We start from the raw sequence: 19,733 nt of genomic DNA, 5'->3' as shown, positions 1-19,733 counted from the left end.
TTAGTCTCCTGTTATTTGGATAACCGATAACACACTAGACGTCATAGGTTTCATCTGACCCATTGCTACTTGTTGTAAATTTTTGGACCTTTACGCATGTTTCTACGGTCATTTTTAGGCTTCTCCATTTTTTCAGAGCGGCCTCCGCCTTGTTTCTTCTTGATCAATTCTAACATTTTTTTCTTTGTATCCATTATTGCACCGCCTTTGTTAACAGAGTAACAGACTCGATATGTGTTGTTTGTGGGAAGTTATCCACTGGTTGAACTTCTTTCACTTCAAAGCCACCTTCAACTAGTAAGGCAAGATCACGTGCTAATGTCGCTGGGTTACAGCTAACATAAACGATTCGTTCAGGTTTTGTTTCGATCAATGTTTCTACTAAGCTTGCCTCTAAACCTTTACGCGGCGGATCAACGATTACAACATTTGGTTTGATGTCATTTTCAATCAATCTTGGTAATGCTTCTTCCGCTAAACCAGCAGTAAATGTAGCGTTGGTAATATTGTTTAATTTAGCATTGCTTTCAGCATTTTTCACTGCTTCTTCGATGACTTCCACACCATAAACATGTTTGGCATCTTTCGCTAAGGTTAAACCAATTGTACCGATTCCACAATACGCATCAACAACAACTTCTTCACCAGTCAACGCTGCGTATTCTTTGACTTTATTGTACATTACTTCTGTTTGTTGTGGATTTACTTGGTAAAATGACCGAGAAGAGATTTCAAATTTCAAATCAAAAATCGTATCGATCATTTGATCTTCTCCGTGTAACAGAATCGTCTCGTCACCAAAAATCACGTTTGTCTTTTTAGAATTGACATTTTGCACGATGCTGACAACTTCGGGCAGCGCTTCTAAAATATCAGGAATAATTTTACTTGTTGGGAATAATTTTGGCGTTCTAGTAATCAAAACAACCATCATTTCTCCAGTATGATAGCCACGACGAACGACGATATGACGTAAGTTACCAGTGTTATCAGATTCGTTGTAAGGCTTGATGCTATAACGTCTCATGATATCACGGATTTTGATAACTGCTTCATCGATTTTAGGATCTTGAATATAGAAATGTTCTAATGGAATTAGATCATGACTATTTTTTCTAAAGAAACCAGTTTGCAGTTTGTCATCGATTTTTCTTACTGGAATTTGCGCTTTGTTGCGGTACCCCCAGGGATTGTTCATGCCTAGTGCGTCCAATACTGGAACATCTGGTAATTTCGCTACACGCTGCATCACGTTTTTCACTTGGTCTGTTTTGAAAGTTAATTGAGCACCATAAGCTAAATGCTGTAATGGGCTGATTCCAACTTTAGTAAAGTTTGCATCTTTAACTGGTACACGGTCTTCGCTTGATTTTAAGATCGTCAAGACTTTTCCGTAACCGAAACTTTTGCCGACTTTTAAGACTTTGATTTCGACTTTTTCACCTGGCAAAGCATTTTCTATAAAAAGCGGGTAGCCGTCAACTTTGGCAACACCCATTCCTTCATGTGTCAGATCAATAATATCAACTTCGATTGTTTCATTTTTGTTCACTGGAAAATTATTCATAAGTCGCTCCTTCTTTAATGCACTTCTATCATTCTAATGAAAAAATGCTAGAAAAGCAATAGAGAGATTGTTTCTACGGTTAAAAGACGTAAAAATTAATCTTTCTATTTTAATCGATTTCCGCTAGTTTATTTTCAATTAGCTGGATCACTTGTTTTTTTGCTTCTTCATTTTCAATAAAATCATATTTGTCTCCATCAATTTGGATTTTAGGGCTCTCATTGTATTCTTCAAACCATTGTTCATAGCGTTCATTCAATTTTTTATAATAATCATATAATGAAGGGTCTTTTTCTACTTGCTCGTAAACACGTCCCCGTTTTTGAATACGTTCCAACATTTTAGGAAAAGATATTTTAATATGCACTAGTAAATCTGGACGCTTTTTATGAGCCGCGTACGGAAGTTCTTGTAGCATATTTTCTAATAAAGAATCATAGACTTTTACTTCTGTATCGTTGGCTCTTCCAAGGTCAGCATTTAGATGGAATAATAAAGAATCTTCATAGATTGAACGATCCAATACATTATTTTCATGTGAAAGTGCTTGTTTAATACTATCAAACCGCTTATTCAAAAAATAAATTTGTAATAAAAATGCATATTTTTTAGGATCTTCATAAAATAAGGGCAATACTTCATTATCCTCAACGGATTCATAAAAAGCATCTGATCCTAAATGTTCTGAAATAATTTCTGTTAAACTTGATTTACCTGCACCAATTGTACCTGCTAAAACGATCACTGCCATCGAACTCCCTACCTATTAATAGTTATTTTTTTGATTTTTAACCAGTGGATCATGCCATAAATCGAATTGATTGTATACATGCAATACATGACAAACAATGCATAATCTCCTCCAGCATGACTACCTGCTCTAAACCATAATATTATTGAAAATACGTTTCCTAATAGCCAAAAAACAAATTGTGACTGATATCTTTTGATCATCAACAGCATTCCTGTCGCTGATACACTAAAAGTCACCGCATCAAGCGTTTGCTGCGCATCATTGACGAAGCCTAAAAGATAATATGCGATTACACCGATTGCCAGCCAGACAAGTCCAGCATACAGCCATTGAATCCCTTTTAACGTTTTGACATCTGTCACATTACCAGATCCATCCTCGCTGACTTTTAACCATGTATACAGCCCTGTGATATCCATTATAATATAAAAGCTTTGAAGTAAAACTTCAGCATACACACGCGTTTTAAAGCCAAAATAGCCGATGATCAGCGCACTTATAAAACCAAATATATAATTGCTGGCTTTTCCTTGGGCAATTAAATTGACGCAGATAATACCTGATAAACCACCCACTAAAGTAATCCAACTAGATGGATTAAAAACGAAGGCTATTAATTGTACGGAAATCATCATTAATAAAAAAAGATAATTTTTTCTTTCCCAGCCTTTAAAGTCATTTATAATAAAATTTGAATGCATATAAAACAAACCTTTCACTTACAATTATTTATCATTTTCTGCAGAGATGACGACTTATTTAATTTACCTCTGTTTCAGTCACAAGTCAATGAGAATTCTTCTCAATTATTGATTATGAGACATTTTTTATACAACATATTGTGTTTCTTAATTTTAAAAACCTATATATGGTATAAGGAAGCTATTTCACTTCTACAGTTTTAGTAAGTATATCCCTCAAATAAAAAAAGTATCTAAGACTAACAAGTAATTGTTTTGTCTTAGATACTTTTTTTATTCTCTTGATCGATCAGCCAATTTTTCCATTATTATCAATGTCTTCTTCAGTTAAACGTTCGACTTCTTTTACAAACTCTTTGCTTGTTTCAAGATATTCATCATCGTCATCAGATTCACCGTCATAATCGTCTAACACAGAACCCATGATTGCGTTCGAAGGAATCGCATCTGCATTGGCAAACATTTCGATATGTTGATGCAAATTGACAAATTCCATCGGCGCATCCCCACCGTATTCACCATCTAAATTGATCATCATGCGGCTATTAGGCTCTAATGTTTCGGCATGTAAACGACTAGTTTTAGTATAAATTAAACGGCTGTCTTCTATATGTTTACCACCATTTAGCATTAACGCTGCTAGATGTAAAATTTCGAAAACATTAGCTGTTTTGACAATAATCAGAGAAAATTTTCCATCATCCAGTTTTGCATCAGGCGCAATTTGTTCGAATCCACCAACAGAATTGGTCAAGCCTAAGAAAAACATGGACGCATTGCCCTCATAGACTCCTTCGTCATATTCCATCCGCATTTTGATCGGTTTCACACGCGGAAGCATTTCTGCACCTTTAGCTAAGTAAGCCAAGTAGCCAAAAATACTTTTTAATTCTGAAGGAACCTCATAGGTCAATTCAGTTAAATGTCCACCAGCTGCGATGTTGATAAAATAATTATCTTTGGCTTTGCCGATGTCCATTTTAACCGTTTGATTTTTTTTGATAACTTCTGCTGCTTTAACAATATTGTCTCTAGGAATTTTTAATGCTCTTGCGTAATCATTGGTTGTTCCTGCAGGAATGATCGCCATAGACGGTCTTTTTTCTAAAGGAGCAATGCCATTAACAACTTCATTGATCGTTCCATCACCGCCGGCTGCAACAATTAGATCAAAATCTAATTCTGCAACTCGGCGTGCTTCATTTTTAGCAGAATTTTCATCTGGAGTTGTGGCAAAAGCACTAGCTTCATATCCGCATTCTTCCAAGACAGAAAGAATATCAGCTAGATTTTTTTTGACTAGCTCTTTACCTGAAGTTGGATTATAAATCACTCTTGCTTTTTTCATAATCTTTCGCTGCTTTCTATCGTTTTGCCAATTCTTCTTGAAGCAATTTATTTACAACGCCTGGGTTGGCTTGGCCTTTCGTTGCTTTCATGATTTGACCAACTAAGAATCCAACTGCACGATCTTTACCGTTTTTAAAATCATCGACAGATTGTTGGTTATTATCCAATACTTCATTAATGATCGGCAATAATTGTGAAGGATCTGATAGTTGAACTAAGCCTTTAGCTTCAACAACTTCTTTCGCATCCCCACCATTTTCGATCAATTCTTTAAAGACTTTTTTAGCAATTTTAGAACTGATTGTGCCGTCTTCGATCAATGTGATCATGCCAGCTAAGTTAGTAGGTGTTAATTTAGTATCAGGTAACTCGATTTTTTCACTATTCAAGTATGCTGAAACTTCACCCATCAACCAGTTAGATACTTGTTTGGCATCTGCACCTTCATTTAGCGCTGCTTCAAAGAAGTCAGACATTTCTTTTGTTAATGTAAGAACCATTGCATCGTATTCTGGCAAGCCTAGTTCTTTGATGTAACGAGCACGACGAGAGGCTGGCATTTCTGGTAAGCTATGACGCACACGTTCGATCCATTCATCATCAATCGCAAAACGAGGAACATCAGGCTCTGGGAAGTAACGGTAGTCACTTGAACCTTCTTTAACACGCATCAATAATGTTTTGTTAGTTGTTTCATCAAAACGGCGTGTTTCTTGTTGGATTTCTCCACCAGATAGTAACACTTTCGCTTGACGTTTTTCTTCAAAAGCTAAACCTTTTTTAACAAAACTCATTGAGTTCAGGTTTTTAAGCTCTGCTTTTGTACCAAATTCTTCTTGGCCATACGGACGTAAAGAAATATTGGCATCACAACGCATTGAGCCTTCTTCCATTTTCACATCTGAAACGCCAGTAAATAGAATGATTGAACGGATTGCTTCTAAATAAGCATAAGCTTCCTCTGGTGAACGCATATCCGCTTCTGAAACGATCTCGATCAGTGGCGTACCTTGACGGTTTAAATCAACGAAAGAATAGCCGCCATCACCATGAATATTTTTCCCAGCGTCTTCTTCTAAATGCACACGTTCAATACGGATGCGTTTTGTTTTGCCTTCAACTTCGATATCGATCCAGCCATCGTGACCGATTGGTTGATCGAATTGAGAAATTTGATAGGCTTTGGGATTATCTGGATAAAAATAGTTTTTACGGTCAAAATGTGTATCTTTAGAGATTTCACAATTTAAGGCAAGCGCTGCTTTCATTCCAAATTCAAGTGCTTGTTTATTCATGACAGGTAATACGCCTGGGTAACCCCAGTCGATCACGTTTGTATTGCTATTTGGTTCTGCCCCAAAGTGAGCGGGTGCAGGTGAAAAGATTTTAGAGTTTGTTTTTAATTCTACGTGGACCTCAAGTCCGATGACAGTTTCAAAATTCATTAGTCATTCCCCCCTAAGATCACAGGTTTTTTCGTATGGAAATCAGTTGCTTGTTCAAAAGCATATGCTGCTTTGTACATTGTACTTTCATCGAAAGCTTTACCAATGATTTGTAGGCCAACCGGTAAGCCTTCTGAGAAGCCAGCAGGAATTGACATACCAGGTAATCCCGCTAAATTGACTGGAATCGTTAAAAGATCGTTCATGTACATTGTAATCGGATCATTGATGTTTTCACCTAGTCCAAAAGCGACAGTTGGTGAAGCCGGGCCAATGATGATGTCATAATTAGCAAAAACATTATCAAAATCTTGTTTGATCAAGGTTCTAACTTGTCCAGCTTTTTTGAAGTGAGCATCGTAATGTCCAGCACTTAAAGAGAATGTCCCAAGCATAATACGACGTTTTACTTCTATACCAAATCCTTCAGAACGTGAATTTACATAAACGTCTTCTAGATTTTTAACATTTTCAGAACGGTAGCCATAACGAATCCCATCAAAACGTTGTAAGTTTGAGCTTGCTTCAGATGAAGCGATAATATAATAAACTGCTACGCCGTATTTAGAATGGGGTAAGCTAACTTCTTCCACAGTTGCACCTAATGCTTTAAACGTTTCTGCAGCTTTAAGCACAGCTTCACGAACGCCAGCATCCACACCTTCACCCAAGTATTCTTTTGGTAAAGCGACTTTCATGCCTTTGATGTCTCCTGTTAAACCAGCAGTAAAATCAGGCACAGAAGCTCCAGCAGATGTTCCATCTTTTTCATCATAGCCACTAATTGCATTTAATGCCAAAGCATTATCTTTAACGTTTCTTGTCAATGGACCAATTTGATCCAAGCTAGAAGAAAAGGCGATTAAGCCAAAACGAGATACACGTCCGTATGTTGGTTTCATACCAACAATTCCGTTAAATGATGCTGGCTGACGAATACTACCACCTGTATCAGTTCCCAAAGAAACTGCTACTTGACCTGCTGCTACTGCTGCAGCCGAACCACCAGATGATCCACCAGGTACTTTAGAGTGATCCCAAGCATTTTTTGTTTTCTTAAAGAATGAAGTTTCCGTACTTCCGCCCATCGCAAATTCATCCATGTTTAATTTTCCAACAGGAATCATATCTGCTTGATAGACTTTATCCATTACGGTTGCATCATAAATAGGATTGAAGTTATGCAACATTTTTGATGCTGCAGTTGTTAAAATATCTTTGGTTACGATGTTGTCTTTAATTCCGATTGGAATACCAGCTAATGGATTTGACTCAGTGATTCCTTTAAGATCGATCGCTTTAGCTAAGTCTAAGGCTTTTTCTTCACTGATCGTAATGAACGAATCAACATCTTTTTCTGTTTCATTGATGCGTTTTAGCGTAGCATGTGTTAAATCAGTTGCAGTGATTTCTTTTGAAACAAGTAAATCATGCAATTCTGTTAATGATTTATCGTATAATTTTTCCATTATGCACCAGCCTCCCCATTGTCGATAATCGCTGGCACTTTGATGTAGCCATTTTCTGATTCTGGTACGTTTTTCATTAATTCCTTGCGATCCATACCTGGTGTTGCTACGTCTTCTCTCATCACATTGATTGATTGTGCTACATTAGAGGTAAATGGAACGCCTTCTGTATCTACTTCTTCTAATAATTCCACCATATCGATGATTTTTCCTAATTGCTCTGTAAAGTCTTTTAACTCCTCATCGGAAAAAGACAATTTGGACAATTTGGCTACATGTTTTGCTTTTTCTTCACTGATTGCCATGGATACCCTTCTTTCCTTTAGAAAAACTCAGCCGAGCTGTTACTTTCTATTACTTGAAAGACAGCTCTTATGAGTCCACTAGTTCATTTTTATACTGTTAAACGATTATTTACGTTAAGAAAACAGCTTTTTTCTTATTCTATCATAAAATTCTAAGAAATTATGATAGAGATTAAAGAAAATAGTCTGATAATGTAAAAAATAGTATTTAATTTTCTTTTTTATTGCCGTTTTAGTCTATTCAATTGGTTCAACGCTCGTGCTATTGTCCAGTGCGGTAACCATTTGCTGTTCATCCCAGACTTCAATGCCCAAATCTTGTGCTTTCGTCAACTTACTACCAGCATCTTCACCAGCAACAACGATGTCCGTTTTCTTTGAAACACTGCCTGTGACTTTTCCACCTAGATTTTCAATTTTTTCTTTCGCTTCTTCTCGATTATAATGGGTTAATTTTCCCGTTAAAACAACTGTTTTATCTTTGAAAGGTGATTCAACTGCTGCTAATTGGGAGGTGCGGATTCCTTTATATTCAAAGTTCACGCCTGCTTTTTTCAGCTCATCCATCAATTCATGAACCTCTTCATTTTCAAAATACGTCACTAGACTGTCAGCGATGATTTCACCCATCGAATCCAAGGCTACAACTTCTTCTTGTGACGCTTTACTGATCGCCCATAAATCTCCAAAATGTTCGGCTAAAACTTTGGCTGCTTTGGCTCCAACATGACGAATACCTAAACCAAAGATCAGGCGTTCAACAGAATTGTCTCGACTGGCGGCAATTGCTTGATAGATATTATTTGCTGATTTTTCCTTGATTTTATCTAACGTCATCAATTGCTCTTCTGTTAAAAAATACAAATCAGCGACATCAGCAACTAATTCCTTATCATACATTTGCTCCAAAACACGAGGTCCCAAGCCATCGATGTTCATCGCATTTCTTGAAACAAAATGATTCAAACCTTCCTTGATTTGAGCAGGACATTTAGGATTGATACAACGCAAGGCAACTTCTTCATCTAAATGTACCAATTCACTATTACAAACTGGACAATGGGTTGGAATTTCATAAGGTTGGCTATTTTCATCTCGTTTTTCCGTCAATACTTGAGCGACTTCGGGAATAATATCACCAGCTTTATAAATAATCACTGCATCATTTATGCGAATGTCTTTCATTGCAATAAAATCAGCATTATGCAAACTTGCTCGGCTCACAGTTGTTCCTGCTACACGAACGGGTTGCATCACAGCAGTTGGCGTAACAACACCTGTGCGACCGATCGTCCATTCGATTTCTTCAACAACGGTTTGTGCTTCTTCTGGTGGAAATTTATAAGCAATCGCCCAACGAGGAGCTTTAACTGTAAAACCTAATTCATCTTGAATCGTAAATTCATTGGTTTTGATCACGATTCCGTCGATTTCATAAGGTAATTCCATCCGTTTTTCATGGTACTCTTCAATGTATGCCCAAACCTCATCAATATCTTGACATAGTTTTTTCTCAGGATTGGTTCTAAAACCGATTTCTGACAATTCGTTTAGTGCATCAAATTGCGTTTGTGCTGTCATAGGCCCAAAATCAGCCACTGTATATAAAAAGGTACTAAGGTTTCTTTTGGCAACCATGCTAGTATCTAACTGACGTAAGCTACCAGCTGCTGCATTTCTAGGATTAGCAAAAACATCTTGTCCAGCTTCTTCTCGTTCTTTATTCAAATTAACGAAAGATTGTTTTGGCATATAACATTCGCCGCGGACTTCAACTGAGATTGGTTTTTTCAATTCTAATGGAATTGATTTGACTGTTTTTAAATTTTCGGTGATATTTTCACCAACAGTACCGTCTCCACGCGTTGCGCCTTGAACAAATTTGCCATTTTCATATTTCAATGAAATCGCTAGTCCATCTATTTTTAGCTCACAGCAATAACTGACAGGTTTACCTGCTAATTTCTGAACACGTTCATCAAAATCATAAATATCTTCTTTACTGAAACCATCATTTAAGCTATACATTTGCACTTCATGAGTGACTTTTTCAAAGCCTTGCAAAATCTTGCCCCCAACACGTTGAGTGGGCGAATCAGAAGTGATCAAATCTGGGAATTCGGTTTCTATGTCTGATAGTTCTTTATACAAGCGATCATACACATAATCTTCTACGGTCGGTTTATCAGCCACATAATATTCATGGGAATATTGTTTTAACTGTTTCCGTAGTTCTTTTGCTTTGTCTGTCGCTTCGGCTAATGTTAATGGCACTTGCGTCATAATTGATCCCTCCTAATATTAAAAGTGGAACAAATCGTTTCATCCTGTAGAAAATTAGGAACTTAGCATTGAAACGTACGATGTTTCACTACTAAGTTATCTATTTTCATAAGGACTGATTTGTGCTCGTTCGATCTCGACTGAAAAACAGGAAATTATGACTAAGTTGCTTTTACCTTATTCATATTTTTTCAATCGGAGCAAATGCTGCTAATAAGCGTTTGATACCTTTTTCAGGAAAAGCTACATCTAGTTCTAAGTCTTTGGCAGTCCCGCCAACACGAACGACTGTGCCTGTTCCCCACGCTTTATGTTTGACTTTATCGCCTGCTTGCCAAGCCATTGATTCTCCGCCGCTGGCAACTTTATCGGTTACCGGCTGCTTAGTTGGTTGGGCATAAGCTGGTTTAAAGACTTTTGGTTCAAAGGTTCTAGCTGGCGCTTTTGGTGCAGCAATCGAACCTTGTAAATCTAATAATTCTTCGTCAATTTCATCTAAGAAACGGCTCGGGCGATTATATTGAGTTCTTCCATATAATGTTCTCGAAAAAGCATTTGTGATAAATAAAATTTCTTCTGCTCGAGTAATCCCAACATAGGCTAGACGGCGCTCTTCTTCTAGTTCACTTTCCTCTAGCATCGCACGGGATAACGGAAAGACGCCTTCTTCCATTCCTATCAAGAATACAACTGGAAATTCAAGACCTTTCGCTGCATGCAATGTCATCAATGTCACTTGAGACGTACTTTCTTCTAAATTATCCAAGTCTGAAACAAGCGCTAAATCATTTAGGAATACAGCTAATTTTTCATCTGGTGCATCCGCTTCTTCTTCACCTTGGCGTTCATAACGTTTATCGAATTCTTGTGTAACAGTTAAAAATTCATCCAAGTTTTCTAAACGTGCTTGCGATTCTAAATTATTTTGTCTGACCAATTCTTCACGGTAGCCGCTACGTTCTAAAACTTCTTTTACTAATTCGGTAATTGTTAAATATGGAATCATTTGTGTCAAATCTTGGATCATCATGCCAAAACTACCTAATTCTTTACCAGCTTTTCCAGAGATATTTGCCAGATCCACATTTTGCGAAGCTTCTAACAACGACCAACCATGCATCTGAGCAAAACTTCTTAGTTTCTCAACAGAACTTTTACCGATACCTCGTTTTGGTTCGTTGACTACTCGTTCGAAACTAAGTGAGTCCATTGAATTAGAGATAATATTTAAGTAGCCTAAGATATCTTTGATTTCTTTACGATCGTAGAACTTATGTCCGCCGACCATGGTATAAGGAATATTGGATTTAAGCAACATTTCTTCCATCACACGAGATTGGGCATTGGTACGATATAAAACGGCGAAATCACCATAAATGCGGTCTTTTTCACGTATTTCTTTTTGAATTTGTCCCACGATGAATTGTGTTTCATCTCGTTCGTTATCACCACGATAATAAACGATTTTTTCCCCATCCGTATTCTCAGTCCATAATTGCTTGTCCCGACGATTACGATTGTTTTGGATCACATTATTCGCAGCATCAAGAATTTTCTTCGTTGAGCGGTAATTTTGTTCCAACATGATTACAGAAGCATTAGGATAATCCTTTTCAAAATCCAAAATATTCTGCATGTCAGCTCCACGCCAACCATAAATACTTTGGTCAGCATCTCCTACCACACATAGATTTTTAAAACGTGCCGCTAACATATTAACTAACGTGTACTGCGCATGGTTAGTATCTTGGTATTCATCTACGTGAATGTAATGGAATTTATTTTGATAATAATTTAAAGAATCTGGATGTTCATTAAACAAACGAATCGTATTCATGATCAAATCATCAAAATCCATACATTGATTGTTTCTTAATTCCTTTTGATACATCTTATAGCATTTTGCTACGACTTCCTCATAAGGCGTGCCTTGTAATTCTTCGACTTTTTCTGGTGTCTGCAGCTCATTTTTAGCGTTGCTGATCGTGCCTAGAATCGAGCGTGGATCATATTTTTTCACATCGATATTCAGTTCATTCAAAATTCGTTTCATTAATGTCCGCTGTTCAGACGTATCAATGATCGTGAAGTTCCGATTATAGCCGATATGATCGACATCGCGACGTAAAATCCGCACACACATTGAGTGGAACGTAGAAACCCAAACATCGTTTCCGCCAGTTTCCATCAATTTTCCAACCCGCTCTCTCATTTCTTTTGCGGCTTTATTGGTAAATGTGATTGCTAAAATATTCCATGGATTGACATCTTTTTCTTGAATTAAATAGGCAATACGGTGAGTTAAAACTCTTGTTTTCCCACTACCTGCACCTGCCATAACTAATAAAGGCCCTTCTGTATGTAGAACGGCTTCTTTTTGTCTCGGATTCATACCTTGGATCAAGGCGTTTTCTTGTGCCATCATCAACGTCCTCTCTCTTTTTTCAATCTTATACATTATACCAAAAAAAACACAAAAGCTGAACAGATTGAACAAACCTTGATGAATAACCTGTAAAAAGATTTAGTGGTATTTGTTATCTAAAAATAAAATGCAGTTAAAAAATAATAAATGCTCCTAAGGACTCATAAAAAATGAGTATTTAGGAACATTTACAAAATTTAATCTAATTATCGATAAAGAGTGAGACCACAATACATGCAGAGATTTTGCCATGATATGAGAATTTCAATCCACTCACTCAATAAAGAGTGAGACCTAAAGAAACTCGAATCAAGTGGAATGATTGAAAATATTTCAATCCACTCACTCAATAAAGAGTGAGACTCTACCTGTTCTTTAGCAAGTATTTCAGCCTGCTTAATTTCAATCCACTCACTCAATAAAGAGTGAGACAATAGCCATTTTCTTTCCCTCCTTCAGCAAAAAGTATTTCAATCCACTCACTCAATAAAGAGTGAGACTATAGGTTAATGAGTTAGTTTGGAAATGCAGTCTATTTCAATCCACTCACTCAATAAAGAGTGAGACCTTAGCCTGATTTTCTTTGGGACTCAACCCGAGCAGATTTCAATCCACTCACTCAATAAAGAGTGAGACTCCTAAAAAAGAGGCAGAGTCCACTAGACCCTACCTCCATTTCAATCCACTCACTCAATAAAGAGTGAGACAATGACACAAGCTGATCTGGATTGGGTTGAGGAAATTTCAATCCACTCACTCAATAAAGAGTGAGACACCTTACTTAAACCAGTCCAATAAGTACCATTTATTTCAATCCACTCACTCAATAAAGAGTGAGACCGTGAAAAAGAACCAAATGCTTTACACATTTGTCACTTTCCACTTTAAATCTTTTCTGAAAATGAGAAAAAAATTAAAAAACCACCGATTCAACCCTATTTCAGGTCTAAAATTTGGTGCGGATCTCCCAGTGATTTCATGTTCACTTGAGGTTCGCACCAAACTTCCAGAAATTTCTCAAATCCTACTCTATTACATTCCAGTATAATGATTCTTTCAACAGAAGTCACGAACTAATGAAAAACTATTCGCCTATTTCTTTACTTAAGTTACTCACGATCTCTTCATTCACATAAACAGAAACTTCTCCACCGTTTACTGGAAATTTTCCTGCGCCTGTTTCATCTAAAGTCACTTTGGTTGGATTGTTTCCTAAGATATCGATGAATGTTTTACCAGCATGTACAGCACTGATCGTCATGATTTTTTCACCAGCTTGGGCATTTGTCATTACAACTGCATACCCAGATTTTTCCCGATCAAATGTTCCAGTCCTTATCCAGCCAACCACATTAGGATCATCAAAATAATCCATTTCATTTCCATAAGCCAATTGCTCGCGGATTTTTAACAATAAATCTAAATCTTTACCGACAGGATCAACATTTTGAGAGGGAATGCCAAACAAATCTCCCCAAAATACCACAGGTGTCCCCGCTTTTCTAAGTAGAATCAATGAATACGCATGAACTTTGAACCAGCCATCCACCCATGATTCTAAACTTTGACCTTTTTGAGTATCATGATTATCAACAAAAGTCACTGCCCATTCTGACCGTTCTTTAGCTAACGTTCCTTCAAAAATATTGCGCATATCATAACGCCCATCTGAATGAGCTGCTTCATAAAAATGATAATGTAACGGAACATCAAATAAAGAAATTAGCGTCCCAGAACTATCGATATAGTTGGTCAATTTTTCAAGTTCCCCATTCCAGTATTCACCAACAACAAATAAATCTTTTCCTTTTTCTTTCCTTCTATTTAATAACCAATCCACAAAATAATTAAATTGGATATGTTTGACCGCATCCAAACGATACCCATCAACATCTGTCAACGCTTGGTACCATTGCCCCCATTTATCCAGCTGTTCAACAGTTTCAGGATACTCCATGTCCAAATTACAGCCCATCAAATAATCGTAATTGCCATTTTCATTATCTACTTCTTGGTCCCAGCCTTTTCCATCAAAATTAAAAATGCCGTGATCTTTTCGGCGATCATCATAATCAACACCTGAAAAATTTTTCCAAGTCCAAATGTAGTCATTATACTTTTGGTTTCTGCCAGGAAAAGTAAATTTTGTCCAAGCTGAAATTTCTTCTTCACTACTAATTGCTTCATTTCGATTATCTGCTCGGTACTTTATCGCTGAAACAGCCTCTTCTTCATCTGCTCCGATAAAATGGTCAAAAACGATATCTCCATATACTTCCATTCCAACTTTTTTCAATGCTTTGATACAAGTTAAATACGCTTCTATTGTCCCATATTTAGTTGGAATTGTTCCTTTTTGGTCAAACTCTCCTAAATCATACAAATCATATGGCGCGTATCCCACATCAGCCAGTCCATTCGCCCCTTTATAGGCAGGCGGAAGCCACACACCATTGATTCCTTTTTTATGTAATTCTTCTGCCAATTCAGTCAAACGTTGCCAATGTTGCCCATCTTCTGGCAGGTACCATTCAAATCCTTGCAATATTGTACGATTATTCATACGTATCCCTCCGATTTATCCTACTCCCATTAAGCCAAAGAATAAACATCTTTGTCAAATGATAAAATTCCAGCTCTTTTTACCACGAATGACCGTTTACAATCACATTTGATCGTTTGTGACCGTTTTTGATTGCATCAACAAATAGAATGTGCTATTATAAGCAATGAAAAGAGGTGTGAAAATGCTTACAGAAGAAAGACATCAAGCCATTTTACGTTTATTAGATCAACAATCAGTTGTTAAATCACAAGAATTATCAGTTCTGCTTAACGCATCCGAATCAACAATTCGTCGTGATTTACAAGAACTAGAAGACGCTGATTTATTAGAACGTGTTCACGGCGGTGCAAAACGAATTTTAAATTTAGGCTTCGAACAAGACATGATCGAAAAATCAGTCAAAAACACGCAAGAAAAACAAGTAATTGCTTCATTAGCAGCCCAATTTGTTTACGATGACGATGTTATTTATCTGGATGCAGGCTCTACTACTTTAGAAATTCTGCCTTTTTTAGCAGGTAAAAATATCACAGTCGTTACAAACTCCGTACATCATGCAGCTAAACTTGGAGATTTAAATATCAATACGGTCATTCTTGGTGGCTCATTAAAATTATCAACTAAAGCAATTATTGGTTCAACCGCAATGGAACAACTTCGTCATTTCCGTTTCAATAAAGTGTTTATGGGAATGAATGGCGCTCACCTTGAATTTGGATTGACTACACCAGATCCTGAAGAAGCAGCTTTAAAACGATTAGCTATCGCTCAAGCTGAAGAAGCCTATGTATTGATCGATCAGACAAAATTAAACAAAGTAACTTTCACAAAAGTAACTGAGCTTGAAGATGTAATACTTCTTACCAACCATTGCTCACCAGAATTACTTGAACAATTTCAGAAAAAAACAACGATCAAGGAGGCAGCACAATGATTTATACAGTGACATTAAATCCTTCAATAGACTATATCGTCCATGTAGAAGGATTAAAATTAGGTGATTTAAATCGGATGACTAACGACTTTAAGTTACCTGGCGGCAAAGGAATCAATGTTTCACGAATTTTAAAAAGAATCCAAGCTGAATCGACTGCGCTAGGTTTTCTAGGCGGATTTACAGGAAATTTCATATCTGATTGGCTTGCGGCAGAACAAATTCAAACAAAATTTACACCTGTTCGTGAAGATACTCGTATCAATATTAAATTAAAATCTGAGACTGAAACTGAAATCAACGGATTAGGTCCTGCCATCAGCAATGAAGAAACGCAAGAATTGAAACAAACATTAAGTATGATTACCGCTGGTGATATCGTTGTTCTATCTGGAAGCACACCTGCAACACTGCGAAAAGGATTTTATGAAGAACTGATTCAAATCATTAAAGATAAAAACGCTGAATTTATCATTGATACAACGGGCGAAGATTTACTAAATGCGTTACCAAATAAACCGTTGCTTATCAAGCCAAACAACCACGAACTTGCTGAATTATTTGATGTCTCATTTCAAACGATCGATGATATCTTGCCCTTTGGTGAACGTCTGTTAGAAGAAGGTGCAAAACATGTGATCATTTCTATGGCTGGCGATGGTGCTTTATTGTTCACAAAAAACGGCACGTATCGTTCAAATGTGTTAAAGCGTCCTTTAAAAAATTCAGTTGGTGCAGGCGATTCAATGATTGCAGGATTTGTCGGAACATTTGCACAGACCAATGATCCAGTTGAAGCATTCAAATGGGGCGTGGCTTGCGGCAGCGCAACTGCTTTTTCAGATGATTTAGCAACCGCTGACTTAATCAATAAATTGATTTCAGAAGTTGAAATAGAAAAAATAAACTAGCTTTACATTATCTAGCTACTCGGGCTTACCTTTCGGAAAAAAACTAAACGAGCCCGCTTCGCTTTTAAACTTAGGAGGAAAAACAATGAACATCAAAGACTTACTTGTCAAAGACGTGATGATCATGGATTTGCAAGCTACCGATAAAAAAGGTGCGATCGATGAAATGGTCCAAAAAATGTATGATGGCGGTAGAATTTCTGATATCGATACTTATAAAGATGGCATTTTAGCCCGTGAAGCACAAACTTCAACAGGTCTTGGCGACGGAATCGCTATGCCTCATGCTAAAAATAGTGCAGTAAAAAAAGCAACTGTCTTGTTTGCCAAAAGTAATAATGGCGTTGATTATGAAGCCTTAGATGGACAACCAACTTACCTATTCTTTATGATTGCTGCTCCTGAAGGTGCTAACGACACTCATTTACAAGCCTTAGCTGCTTTATCTCGTTTGTTGATCGATCCTGATTTTGTAGGGAAATTAAAAGAAACAAAAACGCCAGAAGATGTTCAAAACCTATTTCAATCTGCTGAAGAAGCAAAAGAAGCAGAAGAGAAACAAGAACAATTAGAAGAAGCTGCTAAAAACAAGCAACATACGAATCGTAAATTTGTTGTTGCCGTTACAGCTTGTCCAACTGGAATCGCGCACACATATATGGCTGAGGATGCGTTAAAGAAAAAAGCGAAAGAAATGGGCGTTGATATCAAAGTCGAAACAAATGGTTCAGAAGGAATCAAAAACCGTTTGACTGCTGAAGATATTGCTCGTGCTGATGGTGTAATCGTAGCTGCTGATAAAAAAGTTGAAATGAATCGTTTTGACGGCAAAGAACTAGTCAATCGACCTGTTAGTGATGGAATTCGTAAAACAGAAGAATTGATTACTTTAGCAACTAGCGGTACAGCACCGACTTTCCATAGTTCTGAGTCAGATACAAGTGAAGAAGATGGCTCTGCTGACGGTTCTGTAGGTTCTAGAATCTATAAAGACTTGATGAATGGTGTTTCACATATGCTGCCATTTGTTATCGGCGGTGGAATCGCTATTGCTCTTTCATTTATGATCGATCAATTTATCGGAGTACCACATGATCAACTGCAAATGCTAGGAAATTATAACGATGCAGCTAGTTGGTTTAATCAAATTGGTAGTGCAGCTTTTGGATTTATGTTACCGGTTCTAGCTGGATTTATTGCTTCAAGTATTGCTGATCGTCCAGGTTTAGTCGTTGGTTTTGCTGCAGGAGCGCTAGCGAATACTGGTGGTGCTGGTTTCCTAGGCGCATTAGTCGGTGGTTTCTTAGCTGGATATGTTATTTTGTTCTTGAAAAAAATGTTCAAAGGTTTACCTAAATCTCTTGATGGTATCAAAACGATTTTATTTTACCCAGTATTTGGTTTACTGATTACGGGTGGTTTGATGCTTTTAGTCAATATCCCAATGAAGGTCATCAATGATGGATTAAATAATTTCTTATTAGGATTAGATGGAACAAATGCGGCACTTTTAGGTGCATTACTTGGCGGGATGATGGCCATTGACCTAGGTGGTCCAATCAACAAAGCAGCTTATGTATTTGGTACAGCTTCGATCGCTGCAAGTGTTACAGAAGGCGGCAGCATTATCATGGCTTCAGTTATGGCTGGTGGTATGGTCCCCCCTTTAGCTATTTTTATCGCAACATTGATCTTCAAAAATAAATTTACACAAGATCAAAAAGATGCTGGATTGACAAACTTAGTAATGGGATTATCTTTTGTAACAGAAGGTGCGATTCCTTTCGCTGCCGCTGATCCATTACGTGTAATTCCAAGTTTCGTCGTTGGTTCAGCCTTAGCTGGCGGTTTAGTTGGCGGATTCGGCATCCGTTTATTAGCCCCACATGGTGGTGTATTCGTCGCTCTTTTATTGAGCCATCCAATGTTATATCTAGTCTTTATCGCCATCGGTGCTGTTGTTTCTGCTGTTGTTTTAGGCATTGTTAAAAAACCAGTTCAACAATAGTCTTTTACTAAGTAGAGTGTGTGAAACAAAAGTGATTTTTACTTTTATTTCACGCACTTTTTTTATTTAATGAGAATCTTGATATTTTTGGTCTATATCATTAGCTTTAAAAAAATATCTATATTAAAATTATACATAAGAAAGACACATTCTTTACAAGGTTAAATTTTTTGGCAAGAAAAACAATCATTTTTTAGAATAATCAGAAAGGATGACTATAATGATTTTCCATTATAGCGGTTTTTTTATATGAACAGATTATTAGGTAAAGTAATGTTGATTACAGACAGTGAAAGTAGTATTGGTGCAGCAACTGCTAAATTAGCTTCAAAAGAAGGAGCAATTGTTGTTTGTACAGGTAAAAATTTAGCTAAGATAGGCGCTGTACTATCGAAAATAAAACAGACTGGCGGTATCGTTTCAGCTTTTCAACATGATGTCAGTTCTATCTATAGTTGGCAAAAAGTCCTTTCTAATACAGTAAAAAAATATGGAAAAATCGATGTTTTAGTCAATACTGCTGGAATTTCTTCTCCAAAAATGGTTTTAGATTTATCAGCTGATGATTGGCAAAAAATTCAAGAAATTGATTTAAATAGTTTTACCTATGGCTTAAAAGAAGTCATTCCGTTGATGATGAAAAATGGCGGCGGATCAATCATAAATGTTTCCTCACTTGAAGGTTTAGTAAATTTAGCAGATGAACATCCTTATGCCGCAGCTAAAGATGTTATCCGCTCACTTTCACTTGATACAGCATTTGAATACGCTGAGCATAATATTCGTGTAAATTCAATTTGTCCAGGTACCATTGATACACCTATGATCGAAACTTCTTTTCCAAATATCAACACTTGTTATAAAAAATCTGTACCGTTTCCTTACCTAGGAAAACCTGAAGATATTGCTAATGGAATTATTTATCTAGCTTGTGATGAAGCTAGCTTTGTTACTGGTGCTGAATTAATCATCAAAGGCGATAGAATTGCTATGTAAATAAAGAAAGACTGAGATC

Annotated in this window: 15 protein-coding genes and 1 CRISPR repeat array; of the genes, 4 read left to right on the top strand and 11 right to left on the bottom strand. The window is 37.0% G+C overall.

Annotation, left to right across the window (positions count from 1 at the left end; translation table 11 throughout):
- Positions 1 to 65: 65 nt before the first annotated feature.
- The 11 genes from JZO69_RS16760 to JZO69_RS09970 form a co-directional block, all read right to left on the bottom strand.
- Positions 66 to 194, bottom strand: coding sequence for a hypothetical protein (locus tag JZO69_RS16760; RefSeq protein WP_010760640.1), 129 nt, complete (start codon positions 192 to 194; stop codon positions 66 to 68).
- Complete coding sequence (gene rlmD, locus JZO69_RS10015) at positions 194 to 1,567, bottom strand: 23S rRNA (uracil(1939)-C(5))-methyltransferase RlmD (RefSeq protein WP_207112736.1); 1,374 nt, start codon at positions 1,565 to 1,567, stop codon at positions 194 to 196. Before rlmD ends, JZO69_RS16760 begins: the two co-directional genes overlap by 1 nt.
- Before the next feature lie 109 nt (positions 1,568 to 1,676).
- Complete coding sequence (locus JZO69_RS10010) at positions 1,677 to 2,318, bottom strand: deoxynucleoside kinase (RefSeq protein ID WP_207112735.1); 642 nt, start codon at positions 2,316 to 2,318, stop codon at positions 1,677 to 1,679.
- Positions 2,319 to 2,326: 8 nt separating this feature from the next.
- Entirely contained in the window at positions 2,327 to 3,022 is a 696-nt protein-coding gene (gene pnuC / locus JZO69_RS10005) for a nicotinamide riboside transporter PnuC (protein WP_207112734.1), read from the bottom strand.
- Positions 3,023 to 3,311: 289 nt separating this feature from the next.
- On the bottom strand, positions 3,312 to 4,370 hold the full coding sequence (locus JZO69_RS10000; RefSeq protein ID WP_207112733.1) for a diacylglycerol kinase: 1,059 nt from the start codon (positions 4,368 to 4,370) through the stop codon (positions 3,312 to 3,314).
- A gap of 16 nt (positions 4,371 to 4,386) precedes the next feature.
- Positions 4,387 to 5,817, bottom strand: coding sequence for an Asp-tRNA(Asn)/Glu-tRNA(Gln) amidotransferase subunit GatB (gatB, locus tag JZO69_RS09995; protein ID WP_207112732.1), 1,431 nt, complete (start codon positions 5,815 to 5,817; stop codon positions 4,387 to 4,389).
- A complete protein-coding gene (gene gatA / locus JZO69_RS09990; protein WP_207112731.1) occupies positions 5,817 to 7,286 on the bottom strand; it encodes an Asp-tRNA(Asn)/Glu-tRNA(Gln) amidotransferase subunit GatA in 1,470 nt (489 codons plus the stop codon). The genes gatB and gatA overlap by 1 nt, the downstream gene beginning before the upstream one ends.
- Entirely contained in the window at positions 7,286 to 7,591 is a 306-nt protein-coding gene (gene gatC, locus JZO69_RS09985; protein ID WP_207112730.1) for an Asp-tRNA(Asn)/Glu-tRNA(Gln) amidotransferase subunit GatC, read from the bottom strand. The genes gatA and gatC overlap by 1 nt, the downstream gene beginning before the upstream one ends.
- Before the next feature lie 237 nt (positions 7,592 to 7,828).
- Positions 7,829 to 9,874, bottom strand: coding sequence for an NAD-dependent DNA ligase LigA (gene ligA, locus JZO69_RS09980; RefSeq protein WP_207112729.1), 2,046 nt, complete (start codon positions 9,872 to 9,874; stop codon positions 7,829 to 7,831).
- A gap of 181 nt (positions 9,875 to 10,055) precedes the next feature.
- The gene (pcrA, locus tag JZO69_RS09975; RefSeq protein ID WP_207112728.1) at positions 10,056 to 12,296 is read right to left on the bottom strand and encodes a DNA helicase PcrA; all 2,241 of its coding nucleotides are present in this window, start codon (positions 12,294 to 12,296) and stop codon (positions 10,056 to 10,058) included.
- 264 nt (positions 12,297 to 12,560) lie between these two features.
- Positions 12,561 to 13,139: direct repeats of the CRISPR family, unit length 33 nt; unit sequence ATTTCAATCCACTCACTCAATAAAGAGTGAGAC.
- Between the two features lie 244 nt (positions 13,140 to 13,383).
- Positions 13,384 to 14,862 (bottom strand): alpha-amylase, encoded by a 1,479-nt coding sequence (locus JZO69_RS09970; protein ID WP_207112727.1) that lies wholly within the window; start codon positions 14,860 to 14,862, stop codon positions 13,384 to 13,386.
- A 184-nt stretch (positions 14,863 to 15,046) separates the two neighbouring features.
- On the opposite strand from JZO69_RS09970, the gene JZO69_RS09965 reads away from it, so the two are divergent.
- The 4 genes from JZO69_RS09965 (at position 15,047) to JZO69_RS09950 (ending at position 19,714) form a co-directional block, all read left to right on the top strand.
- Positions 15,047 to 15,799, top strand: coding sequence for a DeoR/GlpR family DNA-binding transcription regulator (locus JZO69_RS09965; RefSeq protein WP_242586699.1), 753 nt, complete (start codon positions 15,047 to 15,049; stop codon positions 15,797 to 15,799).
- A complete protein-coding gene (gene pfkB / locus JZO69_RS09960) occupies positions 15,796 to 16,710 on the top strand; it encodes a 1-phosphofructokinase (RefSeq protein ID WP_207112726.1) in 915 nt (304 codons plus the stop codon). Before JZO69_RS09965 ends, pfkB begins: the two co-directional genes overlap by 4 nt.
- An 85-nt stretch (positions 16,711 to 16,795) precedes the next feature.
- Entirely contained in the window at positions 16,796 to 18,718 is a 1,923-nt protein-coding gene (locus JZO69_RS09955) for a PTS fructose transporter subunit IIABC (RefSeq protein ID WP_207112725.1), read from the top strand.
- A gap of 249 nt (positions 18,719 to 18,967) precedes the next feature.
- Positions 18,968 to 19,714 carry an SDR family NAD(P)-dependent oxidoreductase gene (locus tag JZO69_RS09950; RefSeq protein WP_242586697.1) on the top strand — a complete coding sequence of 249 codons (747 nt, stop codon included), beginning with the start codon at positions 18,968 to 18,970 and terminating at the stop codon, positions 19,712 to 19,714.
- Positions 19,715 to 19,733 lie beyond the last annotated feature (19 nt).

The organism is Candidatus Enterococcus ikei, from assembly GCF_017316105.1.
Taxonomy (GTDB): Bacteria; Bacillota; Bacilli; order Lactobacillales; family Enterococcaceae; genus Enterococcus_L; species Enterococcus_L ikei.
The sequence above is the reverse complement of the archived record's forward strand: the minus strand, read 5'-3'. Positions and strand labels throughout refer to the sequence as shown.